This window comes from Rhodospirillales bacterium, assembly GCA_023898785.1.
Lineage (GTDB): Bacteria > Pseudomonadota > Alphaproteobacteria > Micavibrionales > Micavibrionaceae > TMED27.
The window spans coordinates 562,726-579,350 of record CP060239.1 but is presented as its reverse complement, the minus strand read 5'-3'; the positions used below and the strand labels follow the sequence as shown (position 1 = coordinate 579,350).

Annotated in this window: 18 protein-coding genes; 4 read left to right on the top strand and 14 right to left on the bottom strand. The window is 49.1% G+C overall.

The features are described 5' to 3' along the window. Positions 1-6 precede the first annotated feature (6 nt). Positions 7-741 carry an ABC transporter ATP-binding protein gene (locus H6859_03000; GenBank protein USO06179.1) on the top strand — a complete coding sequence of 245 codons (735 nt, stop codon included), beginning with the start codon at positions 7-9 and terminating at the stop codon, positions 739-741. After that, on the top strand, positions 738-1,208 hold the full coding sequence (locus H6859_02995; protein USO06178.1) for a hypothetical protein: 471 nt from the start codon (positions 738-740) through the stop codon (positions 1,206-1,208). The genes H6859_03000 and H6859_02995 overlap by 4 nt, the downstream gene beginning before the upstream one ends. Positions 1,209-1,244: 36 nt before the next feature. Here the strand turns inward: H6859_02995 and H6859_02990 are convergent, their stop codons facing one another. From H6859_02990 to H6859_02950, 9 genes are all read right to left on the bottom strand, one after another. Next, on the bottom strand, positions 1,245-1,826 hold the full coding sequence (locus H6859_02990) for a recombinase family protein (protein ID USO06177.1): 582 nt from the start codon (positions 1,824-1,826) through the stop codon (positions 1,245-1,247). A gap of 108 nt (positions 1,827-1,934) precedes the next feature. Then, positions 1,935-4,853: a Tn3 family transposase gene (locus H6859_02985; protein USO06176.1), complete on the bottom strand. Its 2,919-nt coding sequence runs from the start codon at positions 4,851-4,853 to the stop codon at positions 1,935-1,937. Between the two features lie 240 nt (positions 4,854-5,093). Beyond that, positions 5,094-5,573 (bottom strand): type II toxin-antitoxin system RatA family toxin, encoded by a 480-nt coding sequence (locus H6859_02980; protein USO06175.1) that lies wholly within the window; start codon positions 5,571-5,573, stop codon positions 5,094-5,096. 18 nt (positions 5,574-5,591) lie between these two features. Next, positions 5,592-6,557, bottom strand: a complete 966-nt coding sequence (gene lipA / locus H6859_02975; protein USO06174.1) for a lipoyl synthase — start codon at positions 6,555-6,557, stop codon at positions 5,592-5,594. Then, the gene (locus H6859_02970) at positions 6,558-6,860 is read right to left on the bottom strand and encodes a hypothetical protein (GenBank protein ID USO06173.1); all 303 of its coding nucleotides are present in this window, start codon (positions 6,858-6,860) and stop codon (positions 6,558-6,560) included. It lies immediately after the preceding gene. A 23-nt stretch (positions 6,861-6,883) separates the two neighbouring features. Then, entirely contained in the window at positions 6,884-8,287 is a 1,404-nt protein-coding gene (gene lpdA / locus H6859_02965; GenBank protein ID USO06172.1) for a dihydrolipoyl dehydrogenase, read from the bottom strand. A gap of 9 nt (positions 8,288-8,296) precedes the next feature. Next, a complete protein-coding gene (locus tag H6859_02960; GenBank protein USO06171.1) occupies positions 8,297-8,890 on the bottom strand; it encodes a hypothetical protein in 594 nt (197 codons plus the stop codon). After that, on the bottom strand, positions 8,887-9,429 hold the full coding sequence (locus tag H6859_02955; GenBank protein ID USO06170.1) for a hypothetical protein: 543 nt from the start codon (positions 9,427-9,429) through the stop codon (positions 8,887-8,889). Before H6859_02955 ends, H6859_02960 begins: the two co-directional genes overlap by 4 nt. 11 nt (positions 9,430-9,440) lie before the next feature. Then, positions 9,441-10,745, bottom strand: coding sequence for a pyruvate dehydrogenase complex dihydrolipoamide acetyltransferase (locus H6859_02950; protein ID USO06169.1), 1,305 nt, complete (start codon positions 10,743-10,745; stop codon positions 9,441-9,443). 84 nt (positions 10,746-10,829) lie between these two features. Between H6859_02950 and H6859_02945 the strand changes: the two genes are divergently transcribed. Next, positions 10,830-11,165 (top strand): hypothetical protein, encoded by a 336-nt coding sequence (locus tag H6859_02945; protein USO06168.1) that lies wholly within the window; start codon positions 10,830-10,832, stop codon positions 11,163-11,165. Here the strand turns inward: H6859_02945 and H6859_02940 are convergent, their stop codons facing one another. From H6859_02940 to eno, 4 genes are all read right to left on the bottom strand, one after another. Continuing rightward, a complete protein-coding gene (locus tag H6859_02940; protein ID USO06167.1) occupies positions 11,166-12,614 on the bottom strand; it encodes a pyruvate dehydrogenase complex E1 component subunit beta in 1,449 nt (482 codons plus the stop codon). Between the two features lie 295 nt (positions 12,615-12,909). Continuing rightward, positions 12,910-13,860 (bottom strand): pyruvate dehydrogenase (acetyl-transferring) E1 component subunit alpha, encoded by a 951-nt coding sequence (gene pdhA, locus H6859_02935; GenBank protein USO06673.1) that lies wholly within the window; start codon positions 13,858-13,860, stop codon positions 12,910-12,912. 233 nt (positions 13,861-14,093) lie between these two features. After that, positions 14,094-14,405: a septum formation initiator family protein gene (locus H6859_02930; GenBank protein USO06166.1), complete on the bottom strand. Its 312-nt coding sequence runs from the start codon at positions 14,403-14,405 to the stop codon at positions 14,094-14,096. A 142-nt stretch (positions 14,406-14,547) separates the two neighbouring features. Next, entirely contained in the window at positions 14,548-15,864 is a 1,317-nt protein-coding gene (gene eno, locus H6859_02925; GenBank protein ID USO06165.1) for a phosphopyruvate hydratase, read from the bottom strand. Between the two features lie 124 nt (positions 15,865-15,988). On the opposite strand from eno, the gene H6859_02920 reads away from it, so the two are divergent. Then, entirely contained in the window at positions 15,989-16,204 is a 216-nt protein-coding gene (locus H6859_02920) for a hypothetical protein (protein USO06164.1), read from the top strand. A gap of 21 nt (positions 16,205-16,225) precedes the next feature. On the opposite strand, the gene H6859_02915 is transcribed toward H6859_02920, so the two are convergent. Beyond that, positions 16,226-16,624 carry a hypothetical protein gene (locus tag H6859_02915; protein USO06163.1) on the bottom strand — a complete coding sequence of 133 codons (399 nt, stop codon included), beginning with the start codon at positions 16,622-16,624 and terminating at the stop codon, positions 16,226-16,228. Position 16,625: the final 1 nt, after the last annotated feature.

The window sequence follows — 16,625 nt, the reverse complement described above, 5'->3', positions numbered from 1 at the left end:
GCGGCCATGAAGAACAACAATCATAAGAAAGCAGAGTCATCCCCCCTCGTTCATCTGCACGGGATCAGCAAACATTTCGGTGAAGGCAGCGTCCGCGTCGACGCCCTGAAAAATATAGACATCGAAGTTTCGGCTGGGCAGGTCGTCGCCCTGCTGGGGCCGAGCGGATCGGGAAAAACAACCTTGCTCAATGTAATTGGCTGTATTCTGGAACCGAATGAAGGATACATGGTTCTGGATGACGACGTTGTGTATGACGGACACTGGCTGCGTTCGGATTTACGGGCTTTGCGGCTCGAAAAAATCGGCTTTATCTTTCAGTTTCATAATTTGCTGCCGTTTTTAAGCGCGCAGGACAATGTCGGCCTTGTTCTCGAACTGGCAGGCTATGACAAAACAGCGGCAAGAGATCGCGCGGAAGAACTGCTTTCCTATCTGGAGGTCGATCACCGCAAGGATTCCTTTCCGGCCAAACTCTCCGGCGGCGAAGCGCAGCGTGTAGCCATCGCCCGCGCTCTGGCCAACAGGCCCCGTATTATCCTTGCGGACGAACCCACGGCGGCGCTTGATTCAGGGCGGGCGGGCATCGTTATGGATTTGCTGCGAAAGGTCGCAGCCGAGCAGGATGCAGCCATTCTCGCCGTGACGCATGATGAAAAAATATATGACCGTTTCGACCATATTTTTCATTTACGCGACGGGGAACTCGAACAGGAAACACAGCAGGAGGAAAAAACATGAGAATTATGAAACTGGGACTGACAGGGCTGGCCATTATGGCTTTCCTAACGGGCGGTCCAATGACGGCGCATGCCGCCAGCCCCCATGATACGCACCACGGCTATCATGGCGAAAGCAATATGACCATGAAGGAGGTTATGCAGGGGCTGAATGCCGAATTGAAAAATCTGACAGATGCAATAATTCTGGAAGATTATACGGCCATTGAACAAAGCGCGCGGGGAATTGCGCACCATCCGCCGCCAAGCGAAGCGGAACTAAAACGTATTTTTTCCATCCTTGGCGAAGATTCGGAAGCGTTTAAAGCCTGCGATCAGGCTGTGCACGATCTTGCGGCAAAACTGGCCGGGATAGCGGCAGGAAAAAATATGAAGGATATACTGGACACCTATCACGCCATGATCGTCAAAACCGTGGAATGCCACGCTAGTTTCAAAGACAATATTTCAGGGAAAAAATTGGATTAGAACCTAAAATTATCGTTTGCAGCATATAGATCCCAGCTATGCTTCTTTCAAATAATTCCCAACCGTTCGGATGGTTACGTTGAGTGCTTGCGCAATTTCAGCATGGGTCAATCCCTGTTCTTTTAAAGTTTTAGCCCGTTCGGGCTTGGCTTTAGTTGTGTTTTTCTTGCGGCCGGTGTAAATACCTTTTGCTTTAGCAACTGCAATTCCTGCGGCTTGGCGTTCTTTGATATGCTGATGCTCGATCTGGGCGATGCCGAAAAGGACTCCTGCCACCATCTGGCCAACTGTGCCGGAAAGATCAATCTGCTGTGTCACGGATACAACGCGCACACCGGATTCACAGAGTGATGAAAGCACGTTGATCCCTTCTTTCATAGATCGCGCCAATCGATCCAGCTTCCAGACCACAACCGTTTTGACCGCGCCGGCAAAAACGGCTTCAGTCAGTAAATTAAATTCCTTGCGGTTCATCGTGGTACCTGTTTCATGATCTTCGTACCACATCACCTCGCTCAAATCATGACCATGCGCTTTCAGCCAACGTGATATTTCTGCTTTTTGGCTATCTGATTTTTGTGAGTGGGTGGAAACTCGGATATAAACGGCAATGCTCATAGCAAATTAGGGTACACCCTATTTTGCTCTATGTCACGCAGGTTTAAAACTGCCGGAATCCAACGGTTAAAATCAGCGATTTACGGATAGACCCTATTTTTCCTGTTTTTAAGCTGCCATGAGCAAATTATCATTTTCTGGAAACAATCTCTGATCCATGTCCAGATCGAATGAGCCATAGGGTGTAATATGTCCATAAATCAGAGGGGTGAGTGCACGAAAATCTTCTTCACGCATTTTGTTCATCATTTTCGGTTCTGCCAATATTTGCTGAATCATGATGGTGTTGACGTAAACCAAACAAACTTGCAAAAGATGCAGGGACAAGATTGAAAGCTCCTGCGCCTCAAGCTGGTTCGATGAAATTTCATTGCCTCTGGCAAAGAAAATAAAATCCACGGTACTGTTGCAATTCTCGACTACATTGAGGGCTTCGTGAATTTCACGCCGTGTTTCTTCTGAATCCAGATACTCGCATAAGAAGATGGTTTTCACGGCGCGCCCTAATTCCGCCAAAGCTTGGTAAGTCGGATGCTGGCGGTTATTGCGGGTAAAACGGTTCAGAATAGATTCTGCGCTCGCCGTTCCTTTTTGTAAGGCTGTGGCGAATTTCACCATCTGGTCGTATTGCTGTGAAATCATCTCCCAGTTTATCGGATGTTTTTTGAGAATTGGCTGCAAATTATGAAGCTCAGAGCGCATATCATTATCAGGCAGATAGAGCTTTTGCTGGGCAATGGCTTTTAGACGAGGCATTAGTGAAAATCCCAAAAGCTCACAAAACGCAAAGGCCACTTCGCTTTGCCCGTGGCTATCCACGTATTGTTTATCAATCTCAATGTCCGTGCAGTGCCGCAGAACACCTTCGATCATGCTGCTTACTTCCGATGAAGAACAGCGTTTGAGCTGTGAATGCACACAGAGAGAATTTTTTTCAACATGCCAGTACACCATCACACCCCGCCCTTTATACCGTACATGCCATTCGCTCATCAGGTTTTGATCCCAGGCATGAAGCTTTTTGGAATCAGACGCGCATGATGTTGTGCTTTCACCCCAGATTTGTGATTGTCTGACTTGCAATGTAGCATTAACAATCTTGGCAATGGCAGCCTTCAAGCCATCTTTATGCACATAGCGTTCCTTAACGTATCGTAATTCATCAAGTGTCACATCCGCGCCTCCGGCCAATACGCGCTTCAACCCTGTATTTGTCCCAAGGGCATAAAGGCAGAGTAAAAGACGCTTTTGCAAAACATCGCGTGATAAAATCTCACGATCACCATAGCTTTTTAGAAGATTGGTAAATCCGATCTGACAATCAGCCTCTTTGAGTACGTCCAGTAAACTTGTCATTGGCCACTGCATCATAACTTGAGATTTCAGATGTTTAAGAAATGCTGACTCTGCCTGTGGTTCCAGAGGGGAGACTTTAATCAGGTTTTTGCCATGCAGCCTGATAAACACTTTGTTATTTTTGTACAGGCCGCTGTTTAATGTTCGCAAAGCCTTTTCCATGCGCGACCTGAGATTGGTGATAAAATCATTTGAGCGTATCGGCAGGCTCAAATCTTCATAATAAGCCGTTCTTTTTTCTTCAAAGTCCTGCGGCACGTCTTCATCCGGATTACGATAGCGCCGCGCCCCTTCCACCCACATCTCACGGCAACGCAGAGCATTGCGTAATGCGCGAAGAACACAGATTTCATAGCTGATTCGGTTGATCTTTCCGTCCTCAATCAAAAGAGGCTGCAAAGATTTTGGAACAATACCGGAGATAGGCAGCACATCAACACGCAATACCCGCTGCCCGAATTTTAGGTCTTTCAATATCGTAATCGCATCAATCGCCGGCCTGTGATGCTGATTATTACAACGAAATTTTAAAACCTCTAGAATAGGCGGCACCATCCGCCGGTAATGGCTTTTGTAAGAATTGCGTGCCACCAGCTCTACTTGCTCATTGTAAAAGGGACTGCTGGCCTCGAATTCTTTGACCAGATCATTGAATGTGTTTTCGCCGATAATCGGAAACAAAGCGTCACGAATGGTTGCATCAGGATTTTCGATGGCAGTTTGCGCTATTTTAAAGAGCAGTGCTTTCTTGGCCGACACCTCACGCACACCACCTGCGATTTCTTTGGTCACTCTGCGCTCAGCCTTAACCTGAATTTTATGGACGATCTGGATCAGTAAATCTGTGAGATTATCCAGGATCTCTTCGCGCCGTTCCATGCAAAACGCAGCCAGAAGAGCATAGCGGATATGATCCGGATGACGGCGAAGTTCGCGCACCGGTTCTCGCGTGGCGCGCTGACGGTATGTTTTACGCAGTTTTTGCCAATCGGCAGGGAACAAATCCAGTGGCAAGCACAAATTATCAATACTTTCCAGCTTGGATAACTCAATGAAAACACTGCTCAGGCACGGTTTGCCCGGATCATCTTTCAACAAAACCAATAGAGCTGATGTTTCGCCGGTCTGTGTTTTGAGTAAATCATCCAAACTTTGCTGATGTGTATCAGAGAGTAGATTGGCAATATGTTGATTGCGGCGCTCTTCAAGGTTTACAGACACTGCATTGAGAATGCGCTCTTCGCGCAAAACTGTCGGACGCTCTATATTTCGATCTTGAAACCACTGCTTCAAAAGCTGTGACAAGGCGTTTTCTGCATCAAAATCCTGAAAGCAAACTTCAACAAGGTCGGATTGTGCTGTTTCCCAATCTTCCGGTAATGAATTCCGTATTCCTAAAAACTCGCGGACACTCTGCCGTAAGCGTTTCCCTGTGCGATCCATGTAATCATAGTCAGGATCAACATCATCAGGAACTTTCAGATTTTCAGATAAAATCTTACGCCCAATATCAGGAATATCGCTGAATTTTTCAGGGAAACGACCCTCGATCTGGTAGTATTTGAGCAGAGTCGCACATTTTAGGCGGTTTAAACCACGATATTTCTTTATGAATTGATGCTCTTGGTCAGACAAATGCCAAAAATATGAATCTTGTGCCGCCTTGGACATGCTGGAAATCTCCCGTTTTTGTAAACTGAAAGATTATCCATAGCACTTTTGGCCCCATTTGACAGCTACGCTCACTTTACCCCTAATAGGCTCAAAAGGGGAAGCTCAGGAATTAAACAGTCCTGTTAAGAATACAGGCCAAAGCCCTTATCATCCTCGCATAGATCTCTTCGGCTTACGTTCCAGACCCTTTATCTATGCCGCAACACGAAGACAACAAATTCACTTCCAATATGGACTCTAAAATGGGGGTTGACCACAATGACGACGTGAACCGTACACAGCCAATGCACGCTGTTCAAACGCATCCACCATCCGGCGAATAACTTCTTGAAAAAATGCTTGAGATAAACCCTGTAGTGCTTTGTTTTTAAATTCAAATTCAACACTAAAATCAATAAGACATGACCCATCTGGCTCGCTAATGAACCGCCAATGGTTCTTCAGATGCCTCAACGGTCCGCGCAAATATTCAATATCAATTGTCCCTGGCGCATGTTCTGAAGGGCTTTCCAACGTCACCTTTGAAGAAAACCGTTCACGAAACATTTTATAGCCCACCACTAAATCAGCGTAAAAGACGCTATCACCTTCATGTTTATTGATCCGGCTCGCCACGCACCACGGCAAAAACTCTGAATATTTGTCCACCTCCGCCACCAGCGCATACATCTGCTCTGGCGTATAAGGAAGAACTTTTTTTTCAAGATGGGTGAGCATCGAGTATCCAGACTGCTCCTATTCTGCCGCCTGAGCGGCTAATTGCGCCTCACGCGCAGCCTTCAACTTCGCAAAATCATCTCCGGCATGATGCGAGGACCGGGTCAGCGGCGATGCCGAAATCATCAAAAACCCTTTACGCTTGGCGAGCTTGGTCAGCTCTGCAAATTCTTCCGGACTCCACCATTTCATCACCGGCGCATGTTTCGGCGTCGGCTGGAGATATTGCCCGATCGTAATAAAATCAATGTCGGCCGCGCGCATATCATCCATCATCTGAGCTATTTCCTCCATCGTCTCGCCCAGCCCCACCATCAGGCCGGATTTGGTAAAGATCGACGGATCGACATCTTTAACCCGCTGCAACATCCGTAAAGACCGGAAATAGCGCGCCCCCGGACGAATAGTGGGATGCAGCCGCGCCACAGTTTCAATATTGTGATTAAACACATCCGGCCGCGATCCGATAACCGTATCCCAGTCGCTCTGGTTGCCGCCAAAATCACCGGGAAAGATCTCCACGGTCGTTTCCGGGCTTTTCATGCGAATACCCTGCACGGTTTTGACGAAATGCTCCGCTCCGCCATCAGGCAAATCATCCCGATCCACCGCCGTCACCACAACATGTTTGAGGCCCATTTGCTTCACCGCCACCCCGATACGCAACGGCTCAAGAGGATCAAGCGCGCCGGGCTTACCGGTCGCCACATTGCAAAACGCGCAGGCCCGCGTGCAGACCTCGCCCATAATCATGAACGCGGCGTGTTTATGCTGCCAGCACTCTCCGACATTCGGACAGCCCGCCTCCTCACATACCGTGTTCAGCTTAGCCCTTCGCACAATATCTTTGGTTTCGCCGTAAATCTTCCCCTGTGGCGCGGGTACACGGATCCAGTCCGGCTTACGCCCTGCCGGCCGATCCGGGTTTTTCTGCTTTTCCGGATGCCGCCGGGCTTTATCGAGAAGTTTTTCGTTATAGGTCATTTATTTGTCTAAACATTGATACATCACATCAACTTGCTGTTGAGTACATCCATATGCGTTATAAGCAAGACATTTTAAACTTTCACCACCAAAGGCTTCTGCATTTTTATACCCCCATGCTTTACACTTATCTTTTGCTGTAGTTAAAGCAGAAGCATAATCAACCACAGGCTGCTCAAAACCACCATAAGAATAAGACAGTGTTACTGTTCCATCAGCTTTACTGCCTCCGGTAGCATACATGGTTTTATTTACGGCACACCCACTCAAAAAAATTACAACCAACAGTAAAAAGTTTTTCATCTGATATCTCCAACTTTAACATGCTAAAAATGAATAGCCTTCCCATACGCATCCAGCACACTCTCATGCATCATTTCGCTGAGCGTCGGATGCGGGAACACGGTATGCATGAACTCGGCCTCAGTCAGCTCGGCGGTTTTGCCGATGACATAGCCCTGGATCATTTCGGTCACTTCCGCGCCAATCATATGCGCTCCAAGCAGCTCGCCAGTTTTCTCATCAAACACGGTTTTCACAAGGCCCTCAGGCTCACCCAAGGCAATTGCCTTCCCGTTGCCCATAAACGGGAAGCGGCCAACCTTGACCTTATAGCCCTGCTCCTTCGCCGCTGCTTCGGTGAGGCCCACCGATGCCACCTGCGGATGACAATAGGTACAGCCCGGAATATTCGACTTCACCATCGGGTGTACGTCTTTTACCCCGGCGATCTTTTCGACGCAGATGATCCCCTCATGCGAGGCTTTATGCGCCAGCCACGGCGCACCCGTAACATCGCCAATCGCGTAAACTCCCGGCTCATCTGTCTTCAGATACCCGTCAGTGACGATATGTCCACGATCCAGCTTCACCTTGGTTTTTTCCAGCCCCAATCCTTCCGTATTGGCCACAATGCCCACCGCCGAAATCACTCGGTCAAAGGTTAGTTTTTCAACCTTGCCGCCCTGCTCTTCTATATGTGCGGTCACTTCCGTCTTGCCTTTATCAAGCTTGGAGACTTTCGCGTTCTTAATGATCTTCATCCCCTGCTTGGTCAACGCCTTTTCCAGCATCCCGGAAATCTCCGCATCTTCTACAGGCACGATCCGGTCCATCATCTCGACAACGGTGACCTCCGCCCCCAGCGTCTTAAAGAACGAAGCAAATTCAATCCCAATCGCACCAGAGCCAATCACCAGCAACTTTTTCGGCATCGTATCAGGCACCAACGCTTCCTTATACGTCCACACAAACTTGCCATCTGGTTCAAAACCCGGAATGACCCGCGCCCGCGCCCCTGTTGCGACGATAATGTGTTTGCCCTCAAGCGTGTCAGTTTTCTTACCATCTTTTTCGAGCGCCACTTTTCCACCGCCCTCAAGTTTGCTGTACGCGTCAAACACCGTGACTTTGTTTTTTTTCAGCAAATGCCCAATCCCGCCGGAGAGCTGCTTGGCCACCCCGCGCGAACGTTCAACTATTTTTTGAAGATCAAATTCCAAGCCTTTGATTTTAAGGCCATATTCATCAGCATGTTGTGCTAGATGAAACACCTCGCTGGAGCGCAGCAGCGCCTTGGTCGGAATGCACCCCCAATTCAGACAAATTCCGCCCAAATGGTTGGCCTCAACCAGTGCCACTTTCATCTTGAGCTGCGCCGCCCGGATCGCCGCGACATAACCGCCAGGACCGCCACCAATCACAATCACATCGAATTTCTTGTCACTCATATCCATCCTCTACGGTTCGTCATTAATAATTATATGGTCCTGAGAAATCTTGCCCCCTACAAAACCAAGAATGTCCTGCTCTCGATCCCTGAAGTAATTACGCAAAATAAAATAGGATGTGTAAAGCCCGCCATCCGTCTTTTTTCGTGTCACCTTGTAATAAGGCGGCGAACCATATGTTTTACTGCCCCGAACCGGCTCAACGATAAACTTATCAATATCGTCCCAAGATATGTTAAAAGAAGGCTTGTTCATTTCACGTAAATTGTCCCTCACCCGTCCCTCAAGAAAAATAATAGGCCCGGAAATACCCTCTTTATCAAAACGCAATTCCTTAACGGCGCTGCGGACAAAAAGCTTCTTTTCCCGCAAACCCTTCTTAATAAGCTGCGCTCCATAAACAGGAATAAAACACAAAAGAAAAGGGAGAATCTGCCTCACACTTTGCTTGTCTTCATCATATTCACCGATCATATAGAAATAATAAAAACTGCCGATACAACAGGCCAGACCGATCGCCAAAAACAACAGTCCGCTCCAAAGAAGCTTAATATATTTTCCTTCAATATTTTGAGCGCTGAGAACAAGTTCCTGAGAACTCATACCTGCCCCTCCCCTCCAAACACATCATCAAAAAACTGCTCAACATGAGAAATATCATCAGAGCGCAAAGGCTCTTCCGGAAACTGGTCAAACGCCTCATCCGGTCCAAACAGCATCAGCGGTTTCTCATACATCAAACCCAAGGACACTTCATTACGCGTCCCATGCGAACCGGGCAGTATAACAAGCGCCTTAGATGACATCACATTCACCAGATTGCGGCTGTAAGGCATCGCATCGCTTTGCGCCTTGGCGCTCAGTGGCGTAATAATCGGCAAATCGATATAGCTATTAGGAAATTCATCTTTCGAAAGCTCCTCGCCTTTATAATCCACCGCCGGACGAATGCCCAAAGCAACCCCCTTGCGCCCTTTAACGCTTTGAAAAGCCTTGCAAACTTCAATCATAATGCCGCCGCCAGCCCCGGTCATAAGATGAAATCCGCGCCGCGCAATCAACTCACCCAATGGACGCGCATACTCCTCCCACCGCTCGTCGTGCGAGCCCATAACACCAACAATCGGCTTACGTTCAATCATAGCCTCTCCCCTTAAACCAGCATACTCACCGGATTTTCAATATATTGTTTAAAGTATTGCAGCCACTGCGCCCCGACAGCCCCATCCACAGAGCGATGATCGGTCGAAAGCGTCACACTCATCACCGTCTGGATTTTAATCTCTCCATTCACCACACGCGGCATTTGCTCGCCCGCGCCCACCGCCAGAATGCAGCTCTGCGGCGGGTTAAGGATCGCGGCAAATTCTTTCACACCGAACATCCCGAGATTGGAAATTGTAAAGCTTCCGCCCTGAAATTCCTCAGGGGTAAGCTTGCCTTCACGCGCCCGGCCGGCCAGCTCCTTAACCTCATCGGAAATCGCGCGCAAACCCTTTGTTTCCGCCGCCCGCACAATCGGCGTGATCAAACCGTTCGGCGTCGCCACCGCCACCGAGATATCCGAAGATAGATATTGGTGAATAGCCTCATCGGTCCAGCTTACATTCGCCGCCGGATAGGCTTTGAGCACCATCGCCGCCGCCTTCACAATAAAATCATTCACCGACAGCTTATATTCGCCATTGGCTTTCTCATTCAGTTCTTTACGCGCTGCCAGCAAATTATCGAGCGCACATTCCACGCTCAGATAGAAATGCGGAACGCTTTGCTTGGATTCGGTTAGACGCTTGGCCGTAACCTTCTTGATATTGTTATTCGGAATCTCGGTGTACGCCATGCCATAGACATTTATCTTCGCATCTTCTGGCAAAGCTTGAGCCACCGCACCACTGACTGCCGTCACCATAGGTGCAGCCCCCAGTTTAGCATTCTCAACATCCGTCTTCACAATACGCCCACGCGGACCGGAGCCTTTAATGGCGGAAAGATCAATACCCTTATCCGCCGCAATCCGCTTAGCCAACGGCGATGCAAACACACGATTCCCGTCACTAGCCTTAACGTCATTGCGAGGAGCTCTCGCACAACACGGCAATCCACCTTCTTCATCTGCTTGCCCTTTAGACTGGATTGCGTCGCTCCCTTCGTTCGCTCGCAATGACGCAGGGGGCTTGGAAGCAGAACTCACATCACCAATGTCATCCGCACTTTCACCATCTTCCAAAAGCACAGCAATCACATCATTCACCGGCACATTCTCGGTGCCAGCCGGAACGATAATTTTGCCCAGCACGCCTTCATCCACGGCCTCGACCTCCATCGTCGCCTTATCGGTTTCAATCTCGGCAATCACATCGCCAGCTTCAACGCTATCTCCTTCCGCCTTGAGCCACCGGGCCAAAGTTCCATCGGTCATGGTGGGCGATAACGCCGGCATCGTTACATTAATAGACATAGTTCAATTTCCATATATTTTTATTGACATGGTTTATAATTTTCTTTATCAGGTCCATAATTAAACCCCAAAAGGATATAAAAAATGCATTTACCGCCACCACAAGATATCAATAGAGCCGTTTTAACAACAGGCCATTTTTTGCACACGGAGAAGGATGATCCAAACAGAGGCCATTTTGGCAAAGTCGTGTTTGAGTTCCTACAAGCTGGAATTCTCAAGCGTAAAGATTTGGTTAGCGCAGGAATGACCAAAAACCAGGTAGAATGTGCTGAAGCGGGCGCCGCTACAGGCGTGGCTGATGAGATACAACTGCGCGTTATTCTACTTGGTTCGAAAAGAGCCATGCACCTTATTGATTTGCTGGAAGAAAAGTCAATCAGCCAAGTTAATGATATCGACTGGGCTATGGAAGTATAATCAAACCGCATAACAAACCTTCCTTGCCGCATGGATAATCTCATCCGCCTGCGGCAGGGCCAAAGCCTCCAAATTCGCCGCATAGGGGAGCGGCACATCCGCCGCCGCCACGCGCGCCAGCGGCGCATCGAGATAATCGAACGCATGCTCGCCGATCAGCGCCGCAATTTCCGCGCCTATTCCCGCAAACGGCCAGCCTTCCTCGCAGGTTACAATACGGTTAGTCTTCTTCACGCTTTCCAAAATCGTATAGCGATCCAGCGGGCGGATCGTGCGCAAATTGATCACCTCGGCATCAATCCCCTGCTCAGCCAGCTTTTCTGCCGCCTTGAGCGCCTTGCCCACCATAATCGAAAACGCCACGATCGTGACATCCGAACCGCTGCGCTCAATCTTCGCCCGCCCCAGCGGAATAACAAACTCATCACTCACCGGCACACTGTGCGTTTCCCCGTACAGCAATTCATTCTCAAGGATCAGCACTGGGTTCGGATCACGAATCGCCGCCTTCATCAGGCCCTTGGCATCCGCCCCCGACCAAGGCGCAACAACTTTCAATCCCGGCACATGCGCATACCAACTCGCATAACATTGCGAATGCTGCGCCCCGACCCGGCTCGCCGCCCCGTTTGGCCCACGAAACACAATCGGACAGCCCAATTGCCCACCGGCCATATACAGTGTCTTCCCGGCAGAGTTGATGATATGGTCGATCGCCTGCATCCCAAAGTTCCAGGTCATGAATTCCACAATTGGCTTCAGACCGTTCATCGCAGATCCCACAGCCATCCCGGCAAATCCATGCTCGGTAATCGGCGTATCAATCACGCGCTTGGCACCAAATTCATCCAAAAGCCCTTGGCTTACCTTATACGCACCCTGATATTCGGCGACCTCCTCACCCATCAGATAGACATTTACATCGGCGCGCATTTCCTCGGCCATACCGTCGCGCAACGCCTCACGCACCGTCATATCCTGAATTTCAGTAAAAGAGGCTTCATCAAACGGCGACGGCTCCAGCACAGCCCCTTGCGCATACAAAATATCGCGGTTTTCAATTACTTTGCCTTCTGTTTGCTGAGCGTCATTGCGAGGAGCTCTCGCACGACACGGCAATCCACCTTCTTCATCTGCTTGCCCTTTAGACTGGATTGCTTCGCCTTCGGCTCGCAATGACGATGCATCAACATCATCAGCGCTCTCACCCTCTTCCAGAAGTACAGCAATCACATCATTCACCGACACATTTTCGGTGCCTTCAGCCACAAGAATTTTGCCCAGCACACCTTCATCCACGGCTTCAACCTCCATCGTCGCCTTGTCGGTCTCAATCTCGGCAATCACGTCGCCAGCTTCAACCTTATCGCCCTCGGACTTCAGCCACTTGGCAAGATTTCCTTCCGTCATCGTCGGCGACAGCGCCGGCATCAAAATATTTATTGACATAATTAAAAGCCTTTGTTACGAAATCGTTTTGAGGGGTTTATAGTTATGCGTACAGTGAATGGTGATGACCTCTTTTTTGAAATTAAAAGAGAATTCAGACAGCAAACCCAATCGGGAAGATACTGGAAAAAGTGCTTTTTAAACGCCTTCAATAGTTGTACGCCCCAAAGACTAGCATCCTTTCTGGAAGTATCTACCAAAGATCGACGCGTAAAACGTGCAATCAAAAGTGGTGGCACGGCAGGACTAAGACCAGACCAACAGAGAGAATTTATCGGCATACAAAGATAAAACATCACTCGTCCACCTCCACCAAAACATCCGTCCACAACTCTTCCGGCGCAGGCTCTGGACTGTCCTGCGCGAATTGCGCCGCTTCATTGACGATATCCTTGATCTCCTTGTCGATTGCCTTGATCTCGGCTTCATCCACGCCCGCAGCCTGCATCAGCCCCTTAAGCGCCGTAATCGGATCGCGATCCTCCTTCATTGAGGCCACCTCTTCCTTGGTCCGGTATTTCGCCGGATCAGACATCGAATGCCCGCGATAACGATATGTCATCACCTCAAGAATATACGGCCCGTTGCCGCTGCGCACATAATCAAGCGCCTGCTTCGCCGCCTTCTGCACAGCAAACACATCCATCCCGTCTACCTGCTCACCGGGAATGCCGTAACCTTCGCCGCGTTTATACAACTGCCCGGCGGAAGAACGCTTCACAGATGTACCCATGCCATACTGATTATTCTCAATCACAAACAACACCGGCAAATCCCACAGAGCGGCCATGTTATAAACCTCAGCCACCTGCCCCTGATTCGACGCGCCATCCCCCATATAGGCCACCGCCACGCCGTCATCTTCTTTATATTTATGCGAAAAGCCAAGCCCCGCGCCAATCGCCGTGCCTGCCCCGACAATCCCGTGCCCGCCAAAAAAATTCTCTGCCTTCGAAAACATATGCATGGAACCGCCTTTCCCGCGCGAATACCCGTCAATGCGTCCCGTCAGCTCGGCCATAATGCCCTTCGGATCCATCCCGCACGCCAGCATATGTGCATGATCGCGATACGACGTCACCACCGTATCTTGCGGCTGCTGCACAGAATTAATTCCCGTCACAACGGCTTCCTGACCGATATAAAGGTGACAAAACCCGCCAATCAAGCCCATCCCGTAAAGCTGCCCAGCCTTTTCTTCAAACCGGCGAATCAAAAGCATCTCGCGATAGAGCTTTTGTAACATCTCCACAGACGGAATTGACTCATTGTTCGATACAGTTTTGAGCTTAGGTTTCTTTTTGGTCTTTGAACTGGCCACGATTTTGGCGCCTCCATCATTGAAAGAACAGAACTGTTGAAATCAAGACAGATGAATTACACGATTTCACAAGAGGCGACCAGCAAAAATAGCATATTTGTGCGGCGCAACATACTGAAAAGAAAGGATAAAAAATAAAAAACAGGAATTTTTGTAATTTAATTACCTAAGAACACCAATTCGTCGGACTGTCTGTAACCCAGCACCAGCCTAACCTGCTCTTCCAGTAAATCTTTATCAACATTGCCTGGACGCATCATAATCACTTTTTTCTGCAAAGAATCTTTCGCCGCCACCGTAAAAGTCTTTTTTTGCGACATTGTCTCTATTTGCTTCTCCAACGCGTAAAGCTTCAACACCGAACGATTACCCAAAAGCGTATGATAAGAAAAATACAAACACAAACACACCCCGATAAGAGGTAAAATGTTTTCACGTAAGAAATAACTATGGTCGCTAAGCTTATTCATGTCCTTGAGTGAATCACATTCCGAGTCTGTGAACAAGGCAAAAAATACAATAGATTCAACAATTTAATGTGAACAAAAAAAGAACATATGCGCTAAACGATTCAAATGACTCACATTTTAGCACATAAACTTTTTATGTTTTTTAAGCCGCGTTTTTCTTTGCCTTCGCGCCGAAAGACACCGGCGCACGCAAGAATCCTGCCCCTTCATAAGCTGCCTGCGGCCCCAGCTCTTCTTCAATCCGTAGCAGCTGGTTATATTTCGCCACCCGGTCTGAACGCGACAAAGAACCCGTTTTGATCTGCCCGGCATTGGTTGCCACCGCCAGATCAGCAATCGTAGAATCCTCTGTTTCGCCGCTGCGGTGCGACAGAACAATCCCGAAACCGGCTTTCTTCGCCATCTCAATGGTTTCCAAAGTCTCGCTCAACGTCCCAATCTGATTGACCTTCACCAGCACAGCATTACCCGCTTTCTCGTCAATCCCGCGTGCCAAACGGCTTGCATTGGTCACATACAGATCATCGCCGACAAGCTGCACTTTATCACCAAGAGCGGCTGTAAGCGCACTCCACCCCTGCCAATCATCTTCATCCAAACCATCTTCAATCGAAACAATCGGGTATTTCGCGCACAGATCTTCGTAATAGCGCACCATTTCATCCGACGACAAAACCTTCCCCTCGCCAGCCAGATGATATTGACCATCCTTATAAAACTCGCTCGAAGCCGCATCCAGCGCAATCGTAATCTCTTCGCCCGGCTTATAGCCAGCCGCTTTAATCGACTTCATAATATAATCCAGCGCTTCCTCAGATGACTTCACAGCAGGCGCAAACCCGCCCTCATCACCAACATTGGTATTTAATCCGGCAGATGATAATTCTTTCTTCAGCGCATAAAACACCTCCGCGCCTGCACGCAAAGCTTCAGAAAAGCTCTCCGCCGCAATCGGCATAATCATAAATTCCTGAATATCAACCGGGTTATCCGCATGCGCCCCGCCATTGATGATATTCATCATCGGCGTCGGCAGCGTATGCGCGTACGCCCCGCCAACATAACGATAAAGCGGCATATCCAGCTCGTCCGCCATCGCTTTGGCCACCGCCAGCGACACGCCCAAAATCGCATTGGCCCCCAAGCGGCCCTTATTTCCAGTCCCGTCCAGTTCGACCATCGCCTGATCGATATACATCTGCTCTTCGCCGTCCATACCAATCAGCGCCTCATAAATCTCGGTATTTACAAATTCGACAGCCTTGCGCACACCCTTACCGAGATAACGGCCCTTATCTCCATCACGCAACTCCACCGCCTCATACGCCCCCGTAGAAGCCCCCGACGGCACTGCCGCCCGGCCCTTCGCGCCGCTTTCAAGCTGCACATCAACCTCCACAGTCGGGTTCCCCCGGCTATCCAGAATTTCACGAGCATGAATATCAATAATGGCAGTCATAGAAAGGCACTCCTTATTAGGGTCAGACATTACGCGTTTTTCTTTCGGGACAATACAAACGCGACGACGAACCTGTCAATCGGAACAATGTCAAAAAAACTTGACTAAATACAATACGGAAATTATGTGCAAAGATAAAAAAACAGGGGAAATAACAATACATTCGGCAGTATCACCAGATGAAATAAAGGATCAAGCAGATGAAAATGTCCTAATCGGTCTGTTCCCGCATGTATGGCCAGAGGACTGGAAATCTAAACTGGATAACAAGATGGAAGACACACATAAAACCTATATAGAATTGATCAGAGAACAAATTGAAAAAGCCCAACCGGCATAAGAAAACAGCCTGAGAAAGATATCACGCTTCAGTATCAACGTTCTGCCCGGTTTCGCCCCCGGCCACGCCGCCATCATCGACCACCTGAACCAAAGACCGCGCAAGTTGACTGGTTGGCGTCTTTGCCCGCAGCGCCAGAATCTGTGTCTGCGCCGCCTCCACCGTAGAAGACCCGCCAACGGCATAAGAAAACAGCGCATTAGCTTCCGAAGCTGTCGATTGCAAAAGCTGATTGGTCAACTGGCGAGAACGCGCCGACAGGCCAATCCCGTTATTCGCATTCAAGGAGCGCCCGGCATCAAGCAAACTCAGAGCACTGCCGCCCGTCCCGAAAAGCGTAGACGACTGCGCAGGTAAACCATGCGTATTAGCAAGTCTCGCTGAAACAATATACTGCGATGCTCCGGGAATGGTCGTCACG

Excerpts from the sequence above, each read along its gene's own strand:
- H6859_03000 (USO06179.1), top strand. The coding sequence starts at position 7 with ATGAAGAACAACAATCATAAGAAAGCAGAGTCATCCCCCCTCGTTCAT.
- H6859_02995 (USO06178.1), top strand. The coding sequence starts at position 738 with ATGAGAATTATGAAACTGGGACTGACAGGGCTGGCCATTATGGCTTTC.
- H6859_02990 (USO06177.1), bottom strand. The coding sequence starts at position 1,826 with ATGAGCATTGCCGTTTATATCCGAGTTTCCACCCACTCACAAAAATCA.
- H6859_02985 (USO06176.1), bottom strand. The coding sequence starts at position 4,853 with ATGTCCAAGGCGGCACAAGATTCATATTTTTGGCATTTGTCTGACCAA.
- H6859_02980 (USO06175.1), bottom strand. The coding sequence starts at position 5,573 with ATGCTCACCCATCTTGAAAAAAAAGTTCTTCCTTATACGCCAGAGCAG.
- lipA (USO06174.1), bottom strand. The coding sequence starts at position 6,557 with ATGACCTATAACGAAAAACTTCTCGATAAAGCCCGGCGGCATCCGGAA.
- H6859_02970 (USO06173.1), bottom strand. The coding sequence starts at position 6,860 with ATGAAAAACTTTTTACTGTTGGTTGTAATTTTTTTGAGTGGGTGTGCC.
- lpdA (USO06172.1), bottom strand. The coding sequence starts at position 8,287 with ATGAGTGACAAGAAATTCGATGTGATTGTGATTGGTGGCGGTCCTGGC.
- H6859_02960 (USO06171.1), bottom strand. The coding sequence starts at position 8,890 with ATGAGTTCTCAGGAACTTGTTCTCAGCGCTCAAAATATTGAAGGAAAA.
- H6859_02955 (USO06170.1), bottom strand. The coding sequence starts at position 9,429 with ATGATTGAACGTAAGCCGATTGTTGGTGTTATGGGCTCGCACGACGAG.
- H6859_02950 (USO06169.1), bottom strand. The coding sequence starts at position 10,745 with ATGTCTATTAATGTAACGATGCCGGCGTTATCGCCCACCATGACCGAT.
- H6859_02945 (USO06168.1), top strand. The coding sequence starts at position 10,830 with ATGCATTTACCGCCACCACAAGATATCAATAGAGCCGTTTTAACAACA.
- H6859_02940 (USO06167.1), bottom strand. The coding sequence starts at position 12,614 with ATGTCAATAAATATTTTGATGCCGGCGCTGTCGCCGACGATGACGGAA.
- pdhA (USO06673.1), bottom strand. The coding sequence starts at position 13,860 with ATGTTACAAAAGCTCTATCGCGAGATGCTTTTGATTCGCCGGTTTGAA.
- H6859_02930 (USO06166.1), bottom strand. The coding sequence starts at position 14,405 with ATGAATAAGCTTAGCGACCATAGTTATTTCTTACGTGAAAACATTTTA.
- eno (USO06165.1), bottom strand. The coding sequence starts at position 15,864 with ATGACTGCCATTATTGATATTCATGCTCGTGAAATTCTGGATAGCCGG.
- H6859_02920 (USO06164.1), top strand. The coding sequence starts at position 15,989 with ATGTGCAAAGATAAAAAAACAGGGGAAATAACAATACATTCGGCAGTA.